This is a genomic window from Pseudomonas sp. SA195, from assembly GCF_054131565.1.
The window spans coordinates 2,859,320-2,876,824 of sequence record NZ_CP096392.1 but is presented as its reverse complement, the minus strand read 5'-3'; the positions used below and the strand labels follow the sequence as shown (position 1 = coordinate 2,876,824).

Annotated in this window: 19 protein-coding genes and 2 tRNA genes; 15 read left to right on the top strand and 6 right to left on the bottom strand. The window is 61.1% G+C overall.

Annotated features, from left to right (window positions below; all coding sequences use genetic code 11):
• The 9 genes from M1D78_RS13240 (at position 1) to M1D78_RS13200 (ending at position 8,405) form a co-directional block, all read left to right on the top strand.
• On the top strand, positions 1-531 hold the full coding sequence (locus tag M1D78_RS13240) for a DsbE family thiol:disulfide interchange protein (RefSeq protein ID WP_437420466.1): 531 nt from the start codon (positions 1-3) through the stop codon (positions 529-531).
• A complete protein-coding gene (locus M1D78_RS13235) occupies positions 528-1,001 on the top strand; it encodes a cytochrome c-type biogenesis protein (RefSeq protein ID WP_437420465.1) in 474 nt (157 codons plus the stop codon). Before M1D78_RS13240 ends, M1D78_RS13235 begins: the two co-directional genes overlap by 4 nt.
• Positions 998-2,218, top strand: a complete 1,221-nt coding sequence (ccmI, locus tag M1D78_RS13230; protein ID WP_437420464.1) for a c-type cytochrome biogenesis protein CcmI — start codon at positions 998-1,000, stop codon at positions 2,216-2,218. Before M1D78_RS13235 ends, ccmI begins: the two co-directional genes overlap by 4 nt.
• 63 nt (positions 2,219-2,281) lie before the next feature.
• Positions 2,282-2,680 (top strand): hypothetical protein, encoded by a 399-nt coding sequence (locus M1D78_RS13225; RefSeq protein WP_437420463.1) that lies wholly within the window; start codon positions 2,282-2,284, stop codon positions 2,678-2,680.
• A gap of 117 nt (positions 2,681-2,797) precedes the next feature.
• Entirely contained in the window at positions 2,798-3,094 is a 297-nt protein-coding gene (locus tag M1D78_RS13220) for a flagellar protein FliT (RefSeq protein ID WP_437420462.1), read from the top strand.
• A gap of 431 nt (positions 3,095-3,525) precedes the next feature.
• Positions 3,526-4,992, top strand: coding sequence for a sigma-54 dependent transcriptional regulator (locus M1D78_RS13215; RefSeq protein ID WP_437420461.1), 1,467 nt, complete (start codon positions 3,526-3,528; stop codon positions 4,990-4,992).
• Between the two features lie 200 nt (positions 4,993-5,192).
• A complete protein-coding gene (locus M1D78_RS13210) occupies positions 5,193-6,302 on the top strand; it encodes a sensor histidine kinase (RefSeq protein ID WP_437421313.1) in 1,110 nt (369 codons plus the stop codon).
• Complete coding sequence (locus M1D78_RS13205) at positions 6,302-7,684, top strand: sigma-54-dependent transcriptional regulator (RefSeq protein ID WP_437420460.1); 1,383 nt, start codon at positions 6,302-6,304, stop codon at positions 7,682-7,684. The genes M1D78_RS13210 and M1D78_RS13205 overlap by 1 nt, the downstream gene beginning before the upstream one ends.
• A gap of 58 nt (positions 7,685-7,742) precedes the next feature.
• Complete coding sequence (locus tag M1D78_RS13200; RefSeq protein ID WP_437420459.1) at positions 7,743-8,405, top strand: thiopurine S-methyltransferase; 663 nt, start codon at positions 7,743-7,745, stop codon at positions 8,403-8,405.
• Positions 8,406-8,485: 80 nt separating this feature from the next.
• On the opposite strand, the gene htpX is transcribed toward M1D78_RS13200, so the two are convergent.
• The 3 genes from htpX to M1D78_RS13185 form a co-directional block, all read right to left on the bottom strand.
• Entirely contained in the window at positions 8,486-9,358 is an 873-nt protein-coding gene (gene htpX, locus M1D78_RS13195) for a protease HtpX (protein ID WP_437420458.1), read from the bottom strand.
• A 115-nt stretch (positions 9,359-9,473) separates the two neighbouring features.
• The gene (locus M1D78_RS13190) at positions 9,474-9,917 is read right to left on the bottom strand and encodes a hypothetical protein (RefSeq protein ID WP_437420457.1); all 444 of its coding nucleotides are present in this window, start codon (positions 9,915-9,917) and stop codon (positions 9,474-9,476) included.
• Between the two features lie 3 nt (positions 9,918-9,920).
• Positions 9,921-11,132, bottom strand: coding sequence for a pyridoxal phosphate-dependent aminotransferase (locus tag M1D78_RS13185; RefSeq protein ID WP_437420456.1), 1,212 nt, complete (start codon positions 11,130-11,132; stop codon positions 9,921-9,923).
• Positions 11,133-11,324: 192 nt separating this feature from the next.
• Between M1D78_RS13185 and msrB the strand changes: the two genes are divergently transcribed.
• The 3 genes from msrB to M1D78_RS13170 are packed head-to-tail and all read left to right on the top strand — an operon-like array spanning position 11,325 to position 13,153.
• Positions 11,325-11,723, top strand: coding sequence for a peptide-methionine (R)-S-oxide reductase MsrB (msrB, locus tag M1D78_RS13180; protein WP_437420455.1), 399 nt, complete (start codon positions 11,325-11,327; stop codon positions 11,721-11,723).
• 26 nt (positions 11,724-11,749) lie between these two features.
• Positions 11,750-12,232 (top strand): glutathione peroxidase, encoded by a 483-nt coding sequence (locus M1D78_RS13175; RefSeq protein WP_437420454.1) that lies wholly within the window; start codon positions 11,750-11,752, stop codon positions 12,230-12,232.
• Positions 12,233-12,274: 42 nt separating this feature from the next.
• The gene (locus M1D78_RS13170) at positions 12,275-13,153 is read left to right on the top strand and encodes an ATP-binding protein (RefSeq protein ID WP_437420453.1); all 879 of its coding nucleotides are present in this window, start codon (positions 12,275-12,277) and stop codon (positions 13,151-13,153) included.
• Positions 13,154-13,175: 22 nt separating this feature from the next.
• Here the strand turns inward: M1D78_RS13170 and M1D78_RS13165 are convergent, their stop codons facing one another.
• Positions 13,176-13,859, bottom strand: a complete 684-nt coding sequence (locus M1D78_RS13165; RefSeq protein WP_437420452.1) for a glutathione S-transferase family protein — start codon at positions 13,857-13,859, stop codon at positions 13,176-13,178.
• A 38-nt stretch (positions 13,860-13,897) separates the two neighbouring features.
• On the bottom strand, positions 13,898-14,665 hold the full coding sequence (locus M1D78_RS13160) for a hypothetical protein (RefSeq protein WP_437420451.1): 768 nt from the start codon (positions 14,663-14,665) through the stop codon (positions 13,898-13,900).
• A 217-nt stretch (positions 14,666-14,882) separates the two neighbouring features.
• On the opposite strand from M1D78_RS13160, the gene M1D78_RS13155 reads away from it, so the two are divergent.
• From M1D78_RS13155 to M1D78_RS13145, 3 genes are all read left to right on the top strand, one after another.
• A tRNA-Glu gene (locus M1D78_RS13155) sits at positions 14,883-14,958 on the top strand.
• 5 nt (positions 14,959-14,963) lie between these two features.
• Positions 14,964-15,039: transfer RNA gene (locus tag M1D78_RS13150), tRNA-Gly, on the top strand.
• A 270-nt stretch (positions 15,040-15,309) separates the two neighbouring features.
• Positions 15,310-16,245 carry a ZIP family metal transporter gene (locus M1D78_RS13145; RefSeq protein ID WP_437420450.1) on the top strand — a complete coding sequence of 312 codons (936 nt, stop codon included), beginning with the start codon at positions 15,310-15,312 and terminating at the stop codon, positions 16,243-16,245.
• A 60-nt stretch (positions 16,246-16,305) separates the two neighbouring features.
• Here the strand turns inward: M1D78_RS13145 and M1D78_RS13140 are convergent, their stop codons facing one another.
• Positions 16,306-17,298 carry an NAD(P)/FAD-dependent oxidoreductase gene (locus M1D78_RS13140; protein WP_437420449.1) on the bottom strand — a complete coding sequence of 331 codons (993 nt, stop codon included), beginning with the start codon at positions 17,296-17,298 and terminating at the stop codon, positions 16,306-16,308.
• Positions 17,299-17,505 lie beyond the last annotated feature (207 nt).

Here is a 17,505-nt window from a genome sequence, read left to right as displayed (position 1 = left end):
ATGAAACGACTACTGATGTTGTTGCCACTGGCGATTTTTCTGGTGGTCGCGGTGTTTCTGTACCGTGGTCTGTTCCTCGATCCGACGGAGCTGCCGTCCGCGCTGATCGGCAAGCCGCTCCCAGCGTTCTCGCTGCCTTCGGTCGAGGACCCGCAGCGGCTGGTCAGCGCCGAGGACATCAAGGGTCGGCCTGCGCTGGTCAATGTCTGGGCGACCTGGTGCGTCGCCTGCAAGGTCGAGCATCCCGTGCTTAACAAGCTCGCGCAGCAGGGCGTTGTCATCCACGGCGTGAACTACAAGGACGACAACGCCGCGGCGCAAAAATGGCTGCGCGACTTTCACGACCCTTACCAACTCAACATCCGTGACGAGCAAGGCAGCCTTGGGCTGGATCTCGGCGTATACGGGGCGCCTGAGACGTTCCTTGTCGACAAGCATGGGATCATCCGACACAAGTATGTCGGTGTGATCGATGAGCGCGTCTGGCGTGAGCAACTGGCGGCGTTGTATCAGGAGCTGGTTGACGAATGAAAATGTTCTTTCACGCCCTGCTGTTGGCCGTCGCGATGATTGGCAGCGCCCACGCGGCAATCGATGCTTATGAGTTCAAGTCGGAAGCCGAGCGCGAGCGCTATCGCACGCTGGTCGAGGAGCTCCGCTGCCCGAAGTGCCAGAACCAGAATATCGCTGACTCCAACGCGCCGATCGCCATGGACCTGCGGCGGGAGATCTACCGCATGCTCGAAGAAGGGCAGAGCAACGAGCAGATCGTCGAGTATCTCGTAGATCGCTATGGCGACTTCGTTCGCTACAAGCCGCCGGTCAACGCCAAGACGCTGGTGCTATGGTATGGACCCGTTGTGCTGCTGGTGATCGGGTTCGTCGTACTCGGGCTGATCCTGGTTCGCCGCCGGCGGGCGAGTGGCTCCGGCGCATCGCACACTCTTTCCGAGGCCGAACGCGAACGCCTCGCCCTGTTGCTGGATAAAAAAGACCCATGATCGATTTCTGGATTGCGGCCGGCATTCTGCTGCTGGCTGCCCTGGCTTTCCTATTGCTGCCCTTGTTGAAAGGCCGCAGGGCGCAAGCCGAAGAGGACCGCACCGCGCTCAATGTGGCGCTTTACGAAGAGCGTCTCGCCGAACTCGCGGGCCAGCGCGACGCCGGCACGCTCGATGCTGAGCAGTACGAGGCGGCACGCGACGATGCGGCGCGCGAACTGCTCGAGGACACCGCTCCGGGCGAGGCTCGTCGCAGCAGCCGGCTCGGGCGTGCGGTGCCTCTCGTGGCTGCGTTTCTGGTTCCGCTGATCGGCTACGGCTTCTACCTGCATTGGGGCGCCAGCGATAAGCTCCAACTGGCTCGTGAGTTCGCTGAGCAACCCCGGAGCATGGCCGAGATGACTGCCCGCCTGGAGCGGGCCGTTAAAGCGCAGCCGGATTCGACTGAAGCCTGGTATTTCCTTGCGAGGACGTACATGAGCCAGGAGCGTGCAGCCGATGCCGTTCCGGCGTATCAACGCGTCGCCGAACTCGCCGGCCGCCAGCCCGATATCCTGGGTCAATGGGCACAGGCGCTGTATTTCGCAGGTGATCGTCAATGGTCGGAGCAGATCGAAGCCTTGACCTCCGAGGCCTTGCAGGCGGACCCGCACGAGGTGACCAGCCTCGGCTTGCTGGGCATTGCAGCTTTTGAGCAGGAACGGTTCGCCGACGCGATTCAATATTGGGAGCGCCTGGTTGCGACCTTGCCGGCTGAAGATCCATCACGCGAGGCGATCCAGGGTGGCATTGAGCGGGCCCGCGAACAGCTTGGCGCAACTGGTGAGGCCCAAACAGCGCAAGCCGGTGCTGCTGAAACGGCGCCGAAGGAAGCGGGTCTTACCGTCAAGGTGAGCCTGGATGACTCTCTGGCTCAGGGCGTTCGGCCTGAAGATGCTGTGTTCGTCTTCGCGCGTGCGGTGTCTGGTCCGCCAATGCCGCTCGCGGTCAAGCGCCTGACAGTTGCCGATCTACCAGCCACCGTCACGCTCGGCGATGCCGATGCGATGACCCCGCAGCTTCGCTTGTCCAACTTCGATCAGGTCAGGCTGTTCGCGCGGATATCCAGGGACGGCAACGCGACCCGCGGCGAGTGGAAGGGCGACAGCCAGCCGCTAAGCCCGGCGAGTCAAGGTGATGCGGTAGAGCTGACGATCGACCAACCAGACACGCCCTGACGATCTTGTAGGGCAGCGAGGCGATAGATGACGGCCAATGATTCGTTCGACAACCAGTCCCTGATGCGCGTCCTGAGGGCGTCATCGGTTATCTTCCTTGCATCGCTGTTGGCAGCCTGTGCGGGTAATCCCTACGAGACGTCAGAACCGCGCCCGGTTCCGCCGGCGCCAGTGCCGGATGCCCGGGAGCCAGTCCGCACACCGCCCCCTGTGCGGACGCCTCCTGCACCGCGTCCGCCGGCGGTTCAGAAGAGCCATCCGCGCTACGCACCGCCTCCCCATGCCGCTGCGCACTGGGATAACCGGCTCGGCGTCTATGTCGTGGAGGGTCGCGATCTCTACTACCGGGAGCGCCTGTACTACCGTTGGGATGGCGATTGGTATTCGTCGGGTCGTCTGGAAGGGCCCTGGGATCCGGTCGCCCAGCCAAGCGTACCGCCGGGATTGCGGGGACTTCATTGAGTGGATGCGAAGCAAAAGATTGCCCTAAAGCACGGCGCACCGTGGCCGATATCTTGTCTGGCGGGGCGCACAGGCCCCGGGCATTGCATTAGGCGAAATGGTTTGGAGCGGCGGCATATGAGTGCATCAGTCAAGCGTCTTGAAGAAACCGGCAGCGCATTACGCGACGCGTTGGTTCAGCAGGACTGGGCCGCCATCAGCGTGCTGGATTTGCAATGCCGGCAGGTCGTCGAAGCCGCGATGAACGAGCCTCGTCTGGAGGATCCTGCCATTCGGGAGCGAATGCAGGAACTGGTCGATCTGTATCGGGAACTGGTTGCCAGTTGCCAAGCGGAGCAAAAGCGAATCGCCGGCGAGTTGATCCAGCTCAATCAATCGCAGAACGGTGCCAAAGTTTATAAGTTATTCGAGTAGTCACACCCTTGCCGCTCCGCTCGTTTAAACCGCTCGTCGGTTTAAATGGCCCAACGCAATCTCGAAAAGGCTATTTATCGTTGCGGTAGCCATTAGCAGATCGTCGTATTTCCGTTGTTGTCATCTCTTTGACATGCCCGCGATATCGGCATGCTTTAGGTATTGCCATACCTATTCTTCGATATCTCTCTCGTTCTTTGCAAATCAGCCGAACTGCTTTGAGCTTATGGCGGTATGTGAATCGTCCCCAAGCCGATTCTTATCTCGACCTGCTGACTTGCTGCGCCTAAGTGGCCTGAAAAAAATCACGTCATAAATTTGACTGAGCTCTAGTTTTTGACTTTTACTAGTGGCTATCTGCCGGTGAAGTTCGCTTCTCAAGTTCGATTCGTTCTCGGCGTTTCATTCAGCTTCCAGAGCCTATAAACAAGATGTGGCGTGAAACCAAAATTTTGTTGATAGACGATGACAGTGAGCGCCGACGTGATTTGGCCGTCATCCTTAATTTCCTGAGCGAAGACCATCTGGCTTGTTCGAGCAACGATTGGCAGCGTGTCGTTGACTCACTTGAGTCCAGCCGAAATGTGTTGGGCGTCATGCTGGGCGACGTCTCGAACGGCAACGCGGCCGAGTTTCTCAAGCAGCTCGGTAAGTGGGACGAGAACCTGCCGGTGCTGCTGATCGGTGAGCCGCCTCGCAGCGACTGGCCGGACGATGTTCGCCGTCGCGTGCTGGCCAGCCTCGAAATGCCGCCGAGCTACAACAAGCTGCTCGACTCATTGCACCGCGCGCAGGTCTATCGGGAGATGTACGACCAGGCCAAGTCGCGCGGGCGCCAGCGTGAGCCCAATCTGTTCCGCAGCCTGGTAGGCACCAGTCGTGCCGTCCAGCATGTTCGGCAGATGATGCAGCAGGTCGCCGACACCGAAGCTAGCGTGCTGATTCTCGGTGAATCCGGGACGGGCAAGGAGGTGGTCGCGCGCAATCTGCACTACCACTCCAAACGACGCAACGGGCCTTTCGTTCCGGTGAACTGCGGCGCCATTCCCGCCGAGCTGCTCGAAAGCGAACTGTTCGGGCACGAGAAAGGCGCGTTCACCGGCGCCATCACCGCACGTGCCGGTCGCTTCGAGCTGGCCGAAGGCGGCACCTTGTTCCTCGACGAAATTGGCGACATGCCCCTGCCGATGCAGGTCAAGCTATTGCGCGTCCTGCAGGAGCGCACCTTCGAGCGCGTCGGCAGCAACCGCACGCAGAACGCTGACGTACGCATCATCGCCGCGACTCATAAAGATCTCGAGAAGATGATCGTGGACGGTGGTTTCCGCGAGGACCTTTACTACCGCCTGAACGTTTTCCCTATCGAGATGGCCCCACTGCGCGAGCGCATCGAAGATATCCCGCTGTTGATGAACGAGCTGATCTCGCGCATGGAACATGAAAAGCGCGGTTCGATTCGCTTCAACTCCGCTGCCATCATGTCGCTGTGCCGCCATGACTGGCCGGGCAACGTACGCGAGCTGGCGAACCTGGTCGAACGCATGGCGATCATGCATCCCTATGGCGTTATTGGCGTAATGGAATTGCCCAAGAAGTTCCGCCACGTCGATGACGACGACGAGCAGTATGCCAGCGGCATCCACGACGAGATGGAGGAGCGGGCGGCGATCAGCGCGCCCATGATCGCTGCCGATGCGCATGCGATGTTGCCGGCTGAGGGTCTGGACCTGAAGGATTACCTAGGCAATCTCGAACAAGGGCTCATCCAGCAGGCGCTGGATGACGCGGGTGGGGTGGTCGCCCGGGCCGCGGAGCGACTGCGAATTCGCCGTACCACGCTTGTAGAGAAGATGCGCAAGTATGGTATGAACCGGCGCGACGACGATCTGGACGAATGATCGCCGCCCCTAACGACTGACGCTCGCTCCTCGTGCCTGTACCCTGCAGGCACGATCCTTGCTCCGAAGCACTTCGTGACCATCTTTTGACGGCAGCGAGTGCACCCGTGACCACAGCTCTTTCATCGCCTCGGGCTTCTGCCCGCCCGGACAGCATCGATACCGCTGGTTTGGAACGGTCCGTCGACCAGTTCGCGCGTATGGCCGGTCAGCTGGGTGAGTCGCAGAGCCTCTTGCAAGCGCGCGTGAATACACTTAACGACCAGCTTGCCGAGGCCAGTGCCCAGCGGCTATGCGAACTCGGCGAGAAGGAGCGCCTGGCCAATCGTCTGCAAAGTTTGCTTGACCTGCTGCCCGGCGGTGTCATCGTCATCGATGGTCAGGGCGTGATTCGGGAAGCCAATCCCGTGGCGATCGACCTGCTGGGCGAGCCGCTGGAAGGCGCGCTCTGGCGCGATGTGATTGCCCGGAGTTTCGCTCCACGTCGTGATGATGGACATGAGATTTCGCTGCGTGACGGTCGCCGCGTTTCCATCGCGACACGCTCGCTCAATGGCGAGCCGGGGCAACTGGTTCTACTGACCGATCTCACCGAGACGCGCCGCCTGCAAGAGCAGCTGGCGCGCCATGAGCGCCTGTCTTCGCTCGGCCGCATGATGGCATCCCTTGCCCATCAGATCCGTACCCCGCTTTCGACCGCGCTGCTCTATGCCAGCCACCTCGAGCAGGGCGGGCTGTCAGGCGAGCAGCAGCTGCGTTTCGCTGGCCGCTTGAAGGATCGTCTCAACGAACTTGAGCATCAGGTGCGCGACATGCTGGTGTTCGCCCGAGGCGATCTGCCGCTGTGTGATCGCTTGGCGCCGGCTGAACTAATGTGTGCCCTTCGCGGTGCCGCTGAAGCGCGAATCGAAAATGTGAGCGTACGCTGGCAGTGCGATGCACGAGCTGGCGCTTTGCTTTGCAATCGCGACACGCTGGTCGGCGCGCTGTTGAACCTCATTGAGAACGCGCGCCAGTCCGGCGCCGATCCGCTGCGCCTGAAAGTCCACTTTTACCAGCGGGACGATCGGCTGCTGATTACCGTGAGCGACAATGGTCACGGCATTGAGCCGGCGACGCTTCAGCGCCTTGGCGAGCCGTTTTTCACCACCAAGACTAACGGCACCGGCCTCGGGCTCGCGCTGGTCAAGTCGGTTGCGCGAGCCCACTCCGGTGCGTTTCGGCTGCGCTCACGGCTAGGGCGTGGCACCTGCGCCACGCTGAGCCTGCCCTTGCTCGACCAGCCCGCCGCTGCCATGGGGAACCAATGATGAACGCTCGGATTCTGCTCGTCGAAGATGACCCATCGCTCCGCCAGGCGCTCAGTGACACCCTGGAACTTGGTGGCTATCGCCATCGCGCTGTGGATAGTGCTGAATCGGCGCTGGTAGCGCTGCAGGACGAAAGCTTCGCCCTGCTGATCAGTGACGTGAACATGCCGGGCATGGACGGACACGCGCTTCTGGGACTGGTTCGGCAGCGTTATCCGCACATGCCGGTGTTGCTGATGACGGCGTTCGCAGCGGTCGAGCGCGCCGTCGATGCCATTCGGCACGGGGCGATCGACTACCTCGTCAAGCCGTTCGAGCCGCAGGTTCTGTTGCAACTCGTGGCGCGCCACGCCTGCGGTCGGCTGGACGAACCGGGTCAGGGTCCGATCGCGGTCGAGGCCACCAGCCAGCAATTGCTCGCGCTGGCTGCGCGGGTCGCGCAAAGCGACTCCACGGTACTCATTTCTGGCGAGTCCGGGACAGGCAAGGAGGTTCTGGCACGCTATATCCACCAACAGTCGCCGCGTGCTGCCAAGCCATTCATCGCGATCAACTGCGCCGCGATTCCGGACAACATGCTCGAGGCGACGCTTTTCGGGCACGAGAAGGGCGCGTTCACCGGTGCAATCGCCAGCCAGCCAGGCAAGTTCGAATTGGCCGAAGGCGGCACGCTGCTGCTCGATGAAATATCGGAGATGCCGCTCGGGCTGCAGGCTAAGTTGCTGCGCGTACTGCAGGAGCGAGAGGTAGAGCGCGTGGGTGGTCGCAAGCCGATCTCGTTGGATATTCGCATCATCGCTACTACCAATCGCGACCTCGGCGCGGAGGTGCGGGAAGGGCGCTTCCGTGAAGACCTGTTCTACCGGCTTTCTGTCTTCCCGCTGGCGTGGGCCGCGCTGCGAGACAGGCCGGCCGATATTCTGCCTTTGGCTGAGCGGCTACTGTCGACCCATGCGGCCAAGATGCGTCAGGCAGTGCCTCGTTTCAGTGTCGAGGCCCGTCACAGCCTGCAGGTGCATGGTTGGCCTGGCAATGTCCGCGAACTCGACAACGCCGTTCAGCGTGCCCTGATTCTTCAGCAGGGTGGCGTCATCCATCCGCAGGACTTGTGCCTGGAAGGCATGGCGGCCGCGATGACGCCCGCTCGGCCTGTTGTGGTCGTAACGGGCGGAGCAGTTGACGCTCGGCCTGCAGATACTGCTGGTGTCCTTGGTGAAGACCTACGGCGCCGCGAGTTCGAACTCATCCTGGACACGCTGCGCGCCGAGCGTGGCAAGCGCAAGGAAACGGCCGATCGGCTGGGCATCAGCGCCCGGACCTTGCGTTACAAGCTTGCCCAGATGCGCGATGCGGGGATGGATCCCGAAACGCTCGCATCGTGACCCGCTAAGCGTTCGTTCGCTCTGCTAGGCTTCGTCCATCTCGACGAAGGAGCAGAACGTGGAAGCAGGATTCTGGCATCGGCGCTGGTCGCGCAACGAAATTGGTTTCCACCTGGGTGAAGTCAACCCCTACCTGCAGCATCACTGGCCTTGCCTGCAGCTCCCGCCGGGTGCGCGGGTGCTGGTGCCGCTATGTGGCAAAAGCTTGGACATGGCCTGGCTCGCCGCGCAGGGTTTCGATGTTCTCGGCGTAGAGCTGAGCGAAAAGGCCGCGGCTGATTTCTTTGTCGAGCAAGGGCTGCAACCGGAAATCGTCCCTTTGGGTGAGTTCCTGCGGTATCAGGCCGGGCGCGTTGAAATTCTCTGCGGCGATTTCTTTTCCCTTACGCCGGCCCAGGTTGCCGGCTGTGTCGCGTTGTATGACCGCGCTGCTCTGATCGCGCTTCCGCCACAGATGCGCCAGCGTTATGTGGCGCATCTCGCTCAGCTCTTCGAGGCGGGCTGTGAGGGGTTGCTGGTAACGCTGGACTATGAGCAGCCGGAGATGGACGGGCCACCCTTCGCCGTGAGCGACGTGGAGGTCAGGCAAACGCTTTCGCCTGCCTGGGCGATCGAGTTGTTCGAAGAAGTGGACGTACTGAACGGCAACTGGAAGTTTCTCCAGCGTGGCCTAACGCGGTTAGAAGAGCGCTGCTACCGGCTCGTTCGGCGGACGGACTAGCCGCGGGGGCCTGGCAGCGCCACGTTGAAACGAAAACCCCGCCGAGAGGCGGGGTCGTTGTAACTTGCAAGCCGGCCGTATCAGCCTCGCTGGCGCAGGGCTTCGATACGATCGTCCAGCGACGGATGGGTCATTAGCAGGCCCGCCAGGCCGTTGCGCAGCGCGCCGTTGATGCTGAACGCTTTGAGGCTGTCCGGCATGTCGACCGGCACGCCCTGTTCAGCCTGCAGGCGCCGCAGTGCTCCAATCATCGCACCGGTGCCGGCCAGCTGGGCGCCGGCTTCGTCAGCCCTGAACTCGCGCTGGCGAGAGAACCACATGACGATGATGCTGGCCAGAATGCCGAGTACCAACTCCGCGAAAATGGTCGCGATGAAATAGCCCATGCCGTGACCATCTTCATTCTTGAAGATGGCGCGGTCGACGAAGCTGCCGAAGATACGTGCGAAGAACATCACGAAGGTGTTCACCACGCCCTGAATCAGGCTGAGCGTGACCATGTCACCGTTGGCCACGTGGCCGATCTCATGAGCCAGCACGGCCTTCACTTCTTCCGGCGAGAATCGCTCGAGCAGGCCTTGGCTGACGGCGACCAGGGCGTCGTTCTTGTTCCAGCCGGTGGCGAAGGCGTTGGCCTCGTAGGCCGGAAAGATGCCGACTTCCGGCATGCGGATGCCGGCTTCGCGCGACAGCTGCTCGACCGTCTGCAGCAGCCACTGCTCGTGCCGTGTGCGGGGCTGGGTGATGATCTCGGTCCGAGTGCTCATCTTCGCCATCCATTTGGAGATGAACAGCGAGACCAGCGAGCCGGCAAAGCCAAATACGGCGCAGAACGCGAGCAGGCTGCCGTAGTTCTGGCCGGTGTAGCGATCGACCCCAAGCAGCTTGAGGGTGATACTGGCGACGACCAGGACGGCCAGGTTAGTGGCCAGGAACAAGAAAATGCGCATCATGTTTGCGGCAGACTCCGGAGGAGAACAATTAAGAACGTAGGCTATATAAGGGGCGGGTTGGCGCGATTCAACCAAGCGACTATTTCAAGCTATGTCGCTTGTGCAAGCGTCAGGCTCAGGCCTTTGCTTCAAAGTTGCTCGTAAAGAGCTGGCGGGCCAGTAGGGCGAGGCGCTCGCTGTCGCCATCGCGAAGTGCAACACGGAGGGAATTGGCAAGGCTGCCTTGGACGCGTCGAACGCTCAGGGGCACCGGATCGGTGACGGAAACGGATTCCATGCTGAAAGCCGTTAGCTGGACAAAGGACTTTTCTGTCAGCACAGCCTGTTCGATGGCCTGGAATTGAAGGGTGTTCTCGTAACGCAGGTAGCCTTCCTCGGCTAGCCAGATCAGCGTGCTCAGGCAGCCCTGGTGCCGCTTGCTCGGCAGGCCGAACTCATCGGGCTCCTCGAAACCGATGAGGTCCTCCACATACAGCGTGATCTTGCGCGGGAACGCCTGATACAGCGCCAGCAGGCCGGCCGCGGCGTCCCGGTAGAAATCGTCGATTTGCAAGTCCATTGGTTACTGGCTGTAGGACTTGAGGAAGTTACCGATGCGGCCGATCGCCTGTTCGAGGTCATCCACGCGCGGCAGCGTGACCACGCGAAAGTGGTCTGGCCAGGGCCAGTTGAACGCGGTGCCTTGAACGATCAGCAGCTTTTCCGAGAGCAGCAGGTCGAGCACGAACTTTTCATCGTTGTGGATCGGGCAGATCTTCGGGTCGATCCGCGGGAAGGCGTAGAGCGCGCCCATGGGCTTCACGCAACTGACGCCGGGAATATCGTTGAGCAGTTCCCAGGTGCGGTTGCGCTGCTCGAGCAGGCGGCCGGGTGGAAGGACCAGGTCATTGATGCTCTGGTAGCCCCCCAGTGCGGTCTGGATGGCGTGTTGCGAGGGTACGTTGGCACACAACCGCATGTTGGCCAGGATGTCGATGCCTTCGATGTAACTCTGGGCCTTGTGCTTGGGCCCGGTAATCACCACCCAGCCAGAGCGGAAGCCAGCGACGCGGTAGGATTTGGACAGGCCGTTGAAGGTCAGGCAAAGGACGTCCGGTGCCAGCGAGGCGGTGCAGACGTGCACGGCGTCGTCGTACAGGATCTTGTCGTAGATTTCATCGGAGAACAGCACCAGCTTGTGCTGACGCGCCAGCTCCACCATGCCTTCGAGCACTTCGCGCGGATACACGGCGCCGGTCGGGTTGTTCGGGTTGATCAGTACCAGCGCCTTGGTATTCGGCGTGATCTTGGCCTTGATATCGGCCAAGTCGGGCCACCAGTTGGCCTGTTCGTCGCAGAGATAGTGCACCGGCTTGCCACCGGCCAGGCTCACCGCGGCAGTCCACAGCGGGTAATCCGGGGCTGGGATAAGCACCTCATCGCCGTTGTTGAGTAGTGCCTGCATCGACATCACGATCAACTCGGAAACGCCATTGCCGAGGTAGATATCTTCGATCGTCACGCCGTCCACCTGCTTCTGCTGGTAGTACTGCATGATGGCCTTGCGCGCGCTGAACAGGCCCTTCGAGTCGCTGTAACCCTGCGCGGTCGGCAGGTTGCGAATCACGTCCTGAAGGATTTCCTCAGGGGCTTCGAAACCGAACGGCGCCGGGTTGCCAATATTCAGCTTGAGGATGCGATGGCCTTCCTCTTCCAGGCGTTTGGCGTGCTTGAGCACGGGCCCGCGGATGTCGTAGCAGACATTGGCGAGCTTGTTCGATTTGCTGACCTGCATGATCCTGTGTGTCCCGAAGTGATGACGCGCCTGCATGGCTGGACGGCAGGCGGCGTGCGGCGTGAACCCGGGCGCCTTGGCAGCTTGCAATCCCACTGCCAGACTAGGCGTCTTGAGAGCCCCGCATCATACGTGCGGCCCGATCACCGGAAAAGGTACAGCGTTGCCTTTTTACGAGCCCGAGGTGTACCGATGGAAAAGCTTGAGAAACCGCTGGAAACCTGGCGTGAGGAGCTGTCCGACGAGCAGTTTCAGGTCTGTCGTCTGGGCGCGACAGAGCGCCCTTACACCGGCAAGTACAACGATACCAAGACACCCGGCATCTACCATTGCGTCTGCTGTGACGCACCGCTGTTCGACTCAGGCGCAAAGTTCGATTCCGGTTGCGGCTGGCCCAGCTATTTCCAGCCCGTCAGCGATACCGCCATTGCCAGCCTCGATGATTTCAGCCATGGCATGCATCGAATAGAGGTTCGCTGCGCCCGTTGCGAGGCGCACCTTGGGCATGTCTTTCCGGACGGTCCAGCGCCCACCGGACTTCGTTACTGCATCAACTCCGCCTCGCTCGACCTCAAACCGCGCGATGCCTGAATGTTCCCGCCAGGCAGGATTCGTCCATGCATGACCCATTGCTCGATATTCTCTGCACCACTATCGAAGGGCGAACGACGTCCCTCGGTGAGTTCGCAGGCACGCTTTACCTTGTGGTGAACACTGCCAGCGAGTGCGGATTCACGCCTCAATACAAGGGGCTCGAGGCACTGTGGACACAATACCGCGAGCATGGTCTGGTCGTGCTTGGCTTCCCCTGCGACCAGTTTGGCGGTCAGGAGCCTGGCGGCGAAGCCGAAATTGCGGCCTTCTGTGAGCGGAACTACGGCGTCAGCTTTCCACTGTTCGCCAAGGTGAAGGTCAACGGCGGCGACGCGCATCCTTTGTTCGTCGAGCTGAAGAAGCGTGCCCCGGGTGTGCTCGGCAGCAAGGCGATCAAGTGGAATTTCACTAAGTTTCTCGTTTCGGCGGACGGGCGCTCGGTCGAGCGTTTCGCCACGCGCACCAAGCCTGAAGCGCTGCGCGCGCGAATCGAGGCCCATCTTTAGACCCGGCCGTTCGGTCATTCTCAGTACCAGGTCCAACCTTCCATGGATAACGATTTGAAAGCCTTTCTGCAGCGCGCCGAGATGCTGATGACGCGCCTCGAACCGCTGCTGCCGGCGCCACGTACGGCCATCGATTGGTCTCGCAGCCTGGCTGCGCGTTGGCACCGCGATGGTCAGGGCGGCTATCTACAGCCGCTGACGGTGTCGCTGGATATTCGCTTGGACGACCTCATCGGCATCGACCGCCAGCGTGAGCTGCTGGCGAGTAATACCCGGCAGTTCGTCTCCGATCTGCCGGCCAACCATGTGCTGTTGTGGGGTTCGCGCGGCACAGGAAAATCCTCGCTGATCCGAGCGCTACTTGCCGAACATGCGCCGGCCGGCCTGCGCCTGATCGAAATCGAACGTGACCATTTGGCCGACCTGCCTCGGGTAGTCGAGCAACTGATCGGCTTGTCGCAGCATTTCGTAGTGTTTTGCGACGACCTGTCTTTTGAGGCGGGGGAGGGCGATTACCGGGTTCTGAAAAGCGTACTCGACGGTTCGCTCGAACGCGCGCCGGAAAACGTGCTGCTTTACGCGACATCCAATCGTCGTCATCTGGTTCCGGAGCGGCAGAGTGACAACGAGAACTGGCAAATGGTGGATGGCGAGCTGCATCCGAACGAGGCGGTCGAAGACAAAATCGCATTATCGGACCGCTTTGGTCTATGGCTGTCGTTCTATCCCTTCAGTCAGGAGCATTACCTGGACGTAGTGCGGCATTGGGTGGCCGCGCTGGGTGACCAGTCCGGCCTGAGCTGGAGTTGGGATGAGGAAGTTGAAAAAGAGGCGATTCGCTGGGCGACCGCCCGAGGCAATCGCAACGGCCGTTGCGCCTATCAATTCGCGCGCCAGTGGGTTGGCAAGCGGCTGTTATGAGTCCAGGGGCACGGCTGTCGCTTCAGTTACCGGCTGGCTGAGCCTTCCCCATGTCCACGAGCTTGGCGGTCATACGCTGTTCCGAGGCCCAGAAACTCTGGGTGGATGCCAGGCTTCTGATTCGGTCATAGTGGGCAGCGAGCGATGGCCAGCGTGCTGCATCGAGCGACTCGCCTCCATGCTCCATGTTCAAGAGTTGCGACGCCACCGCCAGGTCGGCAATCGATAGCTGATCGCCGAGGAAATAGGCGCGCTCACCCAGCTGTTTCTCCAGATAGTCGAAGTGGGGTGGCAACTTTTCTGTCAGTGCGGCCTGAACGCTGTCTTCGTTGCAGGGATGACCGTTGCTGGGCTTGAGGATGCGGTTTCGAAACACCGTGAAGGTGGTAAGCGGTGCCAGTTCATAGTCCGCATACTTCTCGAGCCACCGGACCTGGGCGCGCTGGGCTGCATCGTTGCCATATAGCCGGGCGGTGTCCGGGTAGGCATCTTCCAGGTACTGGCAGATCACGCTGGAGTCGGCAATGGTCAGGTCGCCATCCTTGAACGCGGGGATGCGGCCTAGCGGGTTGAGCTGCAGATACCACTCGGGTGGCGAAAAGGGCATGACCATCTCGAGCTGGTAGTCGAGCCCTTTTTCCTGCAAACACAGACGTACCTTGCGAACGAATGGAGATAGCGGGGCGCCATAAAGTGTCATGGACATGAGGTTTCTCCCAGTACCGGGTCGCGGGCTGGCCGGTATCAATAGATGTTGTTCTTTTTCCAGTCGTCGTCCGTTTCGAATGCCTTGAGCCCTTCGCTCAGCTCGCTGGGCGCTTCGAGGTCGGGTTTATGTTGCGTCTGTTCGAGTTGGTTGGCATAGGCATAGTTCGCTTCAAGCTGCTTGCGCTGCACCTGGTAATCGGCCTGGTTCGCCTGCTTGCGAACGTATTGCAGGCCGCGTTCGAACGCCAGACGAGCCTTGTGCGGATTACCCTGTTGCAACGCCAGCTTGCCGGCATTTGTGAAGTATTCAACATGAAGGGAGACCAGCATTCGCTGAATCTCCGCCAGCCAGTGCTTGGCTTGTGCGGCTGCGAGCAGTTGTTGCTTGGCTGCCCATATCACCAGGGCCTGCAGGTCGTCGAGCAGCAGGCGGACCTCTTTCGCCTGGGCTTCGGTAATGATCTTCGTGGGCGCGTTGGTGACCGGGATGCCGTCGCCCATGGCCGACTCGTTACGCAAGGTCTCGATGCGCGCAGCCAGCGAGGCGTTCTTCTTGTCCAGAGATTGCAGCTGTTGCGCAAGATTCAGCTCGAGGCGGCTGAGCATGAGTTTGAGCGCGGGCGTCATCATTTGCCCAGGGAAGCCATCCGAAAGGGCAGCGCAGCGACGAATCCGATCCGCCAATTCCGCTCGCCTGCGCGCTTTTTCAAGGTTGCCCTTCTCTACGAGCTGGTTGATGTACCCAATTGCAATCAGAACGAACAGGCCGGCGATGACCAATCCAGCTATCAGGGCAGAGGACACTGCGTACACCTCTCTACAGTGGGGGCGATTTTTCGTACCGAGTGTAGAGGGTTGGATGGCAAGCTGATAGCTCGTTAGCGCGAGGAGGTCGATCGCTAATTTTTTTCGACACGATGCTTGACGACCCTTGGATCGCTCCATAGAATGCGCGCCACTTGCAGCGTAAGCCCAACAGCAGACACTGCAAGCCGGAATGAAGCTGGAGTTTCCGGGCAGCGTCCCCTTCGTCTAGTGGCCTAGGACACCGCCCTTTCACGGCGGTAACAGGGGTTCGAGTCCCCTAGGGGACGCCATATTTGCGGGAATAGCTCAGTTGGTAGAGCACGACCTTGCCAAGGTCGGGGTCGCGAGTTCGAGTCTCGTTTCCCGCTCCAAATTCGCTTCTTAGGTTCATCTGTAGAAGCCACGAAAAAGCGACCTTAGGGTCGCTTTTTTTGTGCCCGTAGGTTTCGGTCTCGGTCGCCGCGCTGGCTGGCGCGCGGCGTAGGCGTGCTTGCCCTTGACCTAGGCTTTGGGCGTCCGCCCTCTCTTGCCGTGAAAACTCGTCACGCTACGCACGGTCCAACCCATTGGCGACGCGTTGAACCCGTTCAGGGTGCCAAGCAATAGCATGTTGCGTGTCAGCCGATTTCGATTGGTCGGGGGTGTCAATGGCAGTTGGTCAAAGCGCCGCAGCGACGCTGCGTTCCGCATGGTTCGCTCATGCCCGGGCGAAACCCTTCATTACCATGGGGCTGGGGGCGACCATGCTGGTGGTCCTCGCGCTGCTCCTGGCGAGTGCCTATAGCGCCATTCATAACGGCGATCAGAGCCATCTGCGCTATGCGCTCCTGGGCGGCACGGCAGGGTTTGCCGCCACTGCTCTCGGTGCGCTGCTGGCCATGGCTTTGCGCAATATCTCTACCAAGACGCAGGACAGCATGCTGGGCTTTGCCGCCGGCATGATGCTCGCCGCCAGTTCCTTTTCCTTGATTCTCCCCGGCTTGGCCGCAGCGCGCGATCAGCTTGGAAGCGGCCCGGCGGCCGCCGCTACGGTTGTCGTCGGGCTTGGGCTGGGTGTGCTGCTCATGCTCGGATTGGATTACTTCACCCCCCATGAACACGAAAGCGCCGGGGCGTTCGGCCCCGAGCACGAGCGCATGAGCCGGGTGTGGCTGTTCGTCTTTGCGATCATCCTTCATAACATCCCTGAGGGTATGGCGATCGGCGTGAGCTTCGCCGATGGCGACATGCATGTTGGGTTGCCGCTAACGACAGCCATTGCCATTCAGGACATTCCAGAAGGCCTGGCGGTAGCGTTGGCATTGCGTACGACCGGTTTATCTGCCGGCAGGGCTGTATTGGTCGCGGCGGCATCTGGGTTGATGGAGCCGCTCGGTGCGGTGGTCGGGCTGGGGATGTCGAGCGGGCTGGCGATTGCCTATCCGGTTAGCCTTGGGCTCGCCGCTGGCGCAATGATTTTCGTGGTCTCCCACGAAGTGATCCCGGAAACGCACCGCAACGGCCATCAGACCGCTGCAACGGTGGGTTTGATGGGTGGCTTCGCTGTGATGATGTTTCTCGACACGGCCTTGGGCTGAAAGGCCCCTCCGCTGAAGCGTGGCGGGCAAAAGTGTTCTGCAGCCATTTGCCCGCGGCTTTTAAAGTTCCTGCTGGCCGAGCAGGCGTCTCGCGGCCTCCTGCCCGCTAAGCCAGGCACCTTCGACGCGCCCCGACAGGCACCAGTCTCCACAGGCATATAGCCCCAGACCTGCGTCGGCCAATGCGCCCCACTCATGGCTCTGCGCTGGGCGCGCATATAGCCAGCGATGGGCAAGGGTAAAGGCCGTTTCCGGCACAACACAATCGATGAGCTCGGCGAACGCGCCGAGTAGCTGTTCGATGATCGCCTCCTTGGGCTGATCTAAATGTTGACGGCTCCAGGCGCTGGTGCCGTGCAGGATCCAGGTGTCCAGCGTGTCGTCGCGCCCTGGCTTGCTGCGATGGCGGGCCAGCCAATCGAGCGCGTCGTCCTGTACGAAGCAGGCTTCGACTCGTGTGTCGAGAGGAGAATTAAAAGCCACGGCGACAGACCAGGTAGGCTCCATCGAAACGCTTGCAGCAACCGCGGCCAGCTTGGGTGCCGAAGCTAACAGGGCGCTGGCTTGCGGGGCGGGCAGCGCAATGACCACCTGGCTGAACGGGCCATGGTTGCCGCCGTCCGCATCGATTAGCGTCCAAAACGCCTCGCCCCGAAACACTTCTGTAATGCGGCACCCATAGACTGCGGGTATTTCGCCGATCAGCCCGCGGGCGATGGCACTCATACGGGATGTGCCTACCCAGCGAACCTGTTCATCGGTTGAGGGGGAAAGCTGCCCGTTGCGGGCCTGGTAGAGGTTGGGCGACCAGGCGTCGACCCACCCCTGCACCTGCCAGTGCTGGACGGCTTCGCTGAAGCGACGGTCCCGCGCGGTGAAATATTGCGCACCCATATCGAGGCTTCCAACCTCGCTGCGCTTGCTGGACATGCGCCCGCCCGGTCCTCGGCTCTTGTCGAACAGTTGCACGCGCTGGCCGGCAGCCTGCAGCGCCTGCGCCGCCGATAGCCCGGCGATACCGGCGCCAATAATGGCGATGGGAGCTTCGTTCATGCTTACCTCTTCGATAGCGCCGTGCGCCTCCGCGCACTACCACCGCGCCGTTTCGTTCGATAGGGCAACCGTCGATCCGGCGACGGTGTTTGCTGATTCGCTCCTTATCCTTAAACAGACCTGGGCGTTTGCCTAGGGGTTCGTTGTGCCAATTCATGAACGGCTGCGCCTTTGCGGGTTTGGCTGACGGGCGGCACAGCGTCGTCC

Excerpts from the sequence above, each read along its gene's own strand:
- M1D78_RS13240 (WP_437420466.1), top strand. The coding sequence starts at position 1 with ATGAAACGACTACTGATGTTGTTGCCACTGGCGATTTTTCTGGTGGTC.
- M1D78_RS13235 (WP_437420465.1), top strand. The coding sequence starts at position 528 with ATGAAAATGTTCTTTCACGCCCTGCTGTTGGCCGTCGCGATGATTGGC.
- ccmI (WP_437420464.1), top strand. The coding sequence starts at position 998 with ATGATCGATTTCTGGATTGCGGCCGGCATTCTGCTGCTGGCTGCCCTG.
- M1D78_RS13225 (WP_437420463.1), top strand. The coding sequence starts at position 2,282 with ATGCGCGTCCTGAGGGCGTCATCGGTTATCTTCCTTGCATCGCTGTTG.
- M1D78_RS13220 (WP_437420462.1), top strand. The coding sequence starts at position 2,798 with ATGAGTGCATCAGTCAAGCGTCTTGAAGAAACCGGCAGCGCATTACGC.
- M1D78_RS13215 (WP_437420461.1), top strand. The coding sequence starts at position 3,526 with ATGTGGCGTGAAACCAAAATTTTGTTGATAGACGATGACAGTGAGCGC.
- M1D78_RS13210 (WP_437421313.1), top strand. The coding sequence starts at position 5,193 with ATGGCCGGTCAGCTGGGTGAGTCGCAGAGCCTCTTGCAAGCGCGCGTG.
- M1D78_RS13205 (WP_437420460.1), top strand. The coding sequence starts at position 6,302 with ATGAACGCTCGGATTCTGCTCGTCGAAGATGACCCATCGCTCCGCCAG.
- htpX (WP_437420458.1), bottom strand. The coding sequence starts at position 9,358 with ATGATGCGCATTTTCTTGTTCCTGGCCACTAACCTGGCCGTCCTGGTC.
- M1D78_RS13190 (WP_437420457.1), bottom strand. The coding sequence starts at position 9,917 with ATGGACTTGCAAATCGACGATTTCTACCGGGACGCCGCGGCCGGCCTG.
- M1D78_RS13185 (WP_437420456.1), bottom strand. The coding sequence starts at position 11,132 with ATGCAGGTCAGCAAATCGAACAAGCTCGCCAATGTCTGCTACGACATC.
- msrB (WP_437420455.1), top strand. The coding sequence starts at position 11,325 with ATGGAAAAGCTTGAGAAACCGCTGGAAACCTGGCGTGAGGAGCTGTCC.
- M1D78_RS13175 (WP_437420454.1), top strand. The coding sequence starts at position 11,750 with ATGCATGACCCATTGCTCGATATTCTCTGCACCACTATCGAAGGGCGA.
- M1D78_RS13170 (WP_437420453.1), top strand. The coding sequence starts at position 12,275 with ATGGATAACGATTTGAAAGCCTTTCTGCAGCGCGCCGAGATGCTGATG.
- M1D78_RS13165 (WP_437420452.1), bottom strand. The coding sequence starts at position 13,859 with ATGTCCATGACACTTTATGGCGCCCCGCTATCTCCATTCGTTCGCAAG.
- M1D78_RS13140 (WP_437420449.1), bottom strand. The coding sequence starts at position 17,298 with ATGAACGAAGCTCCCATCGCCATTATTGGCGCCGGTATCGCCGGGCTA.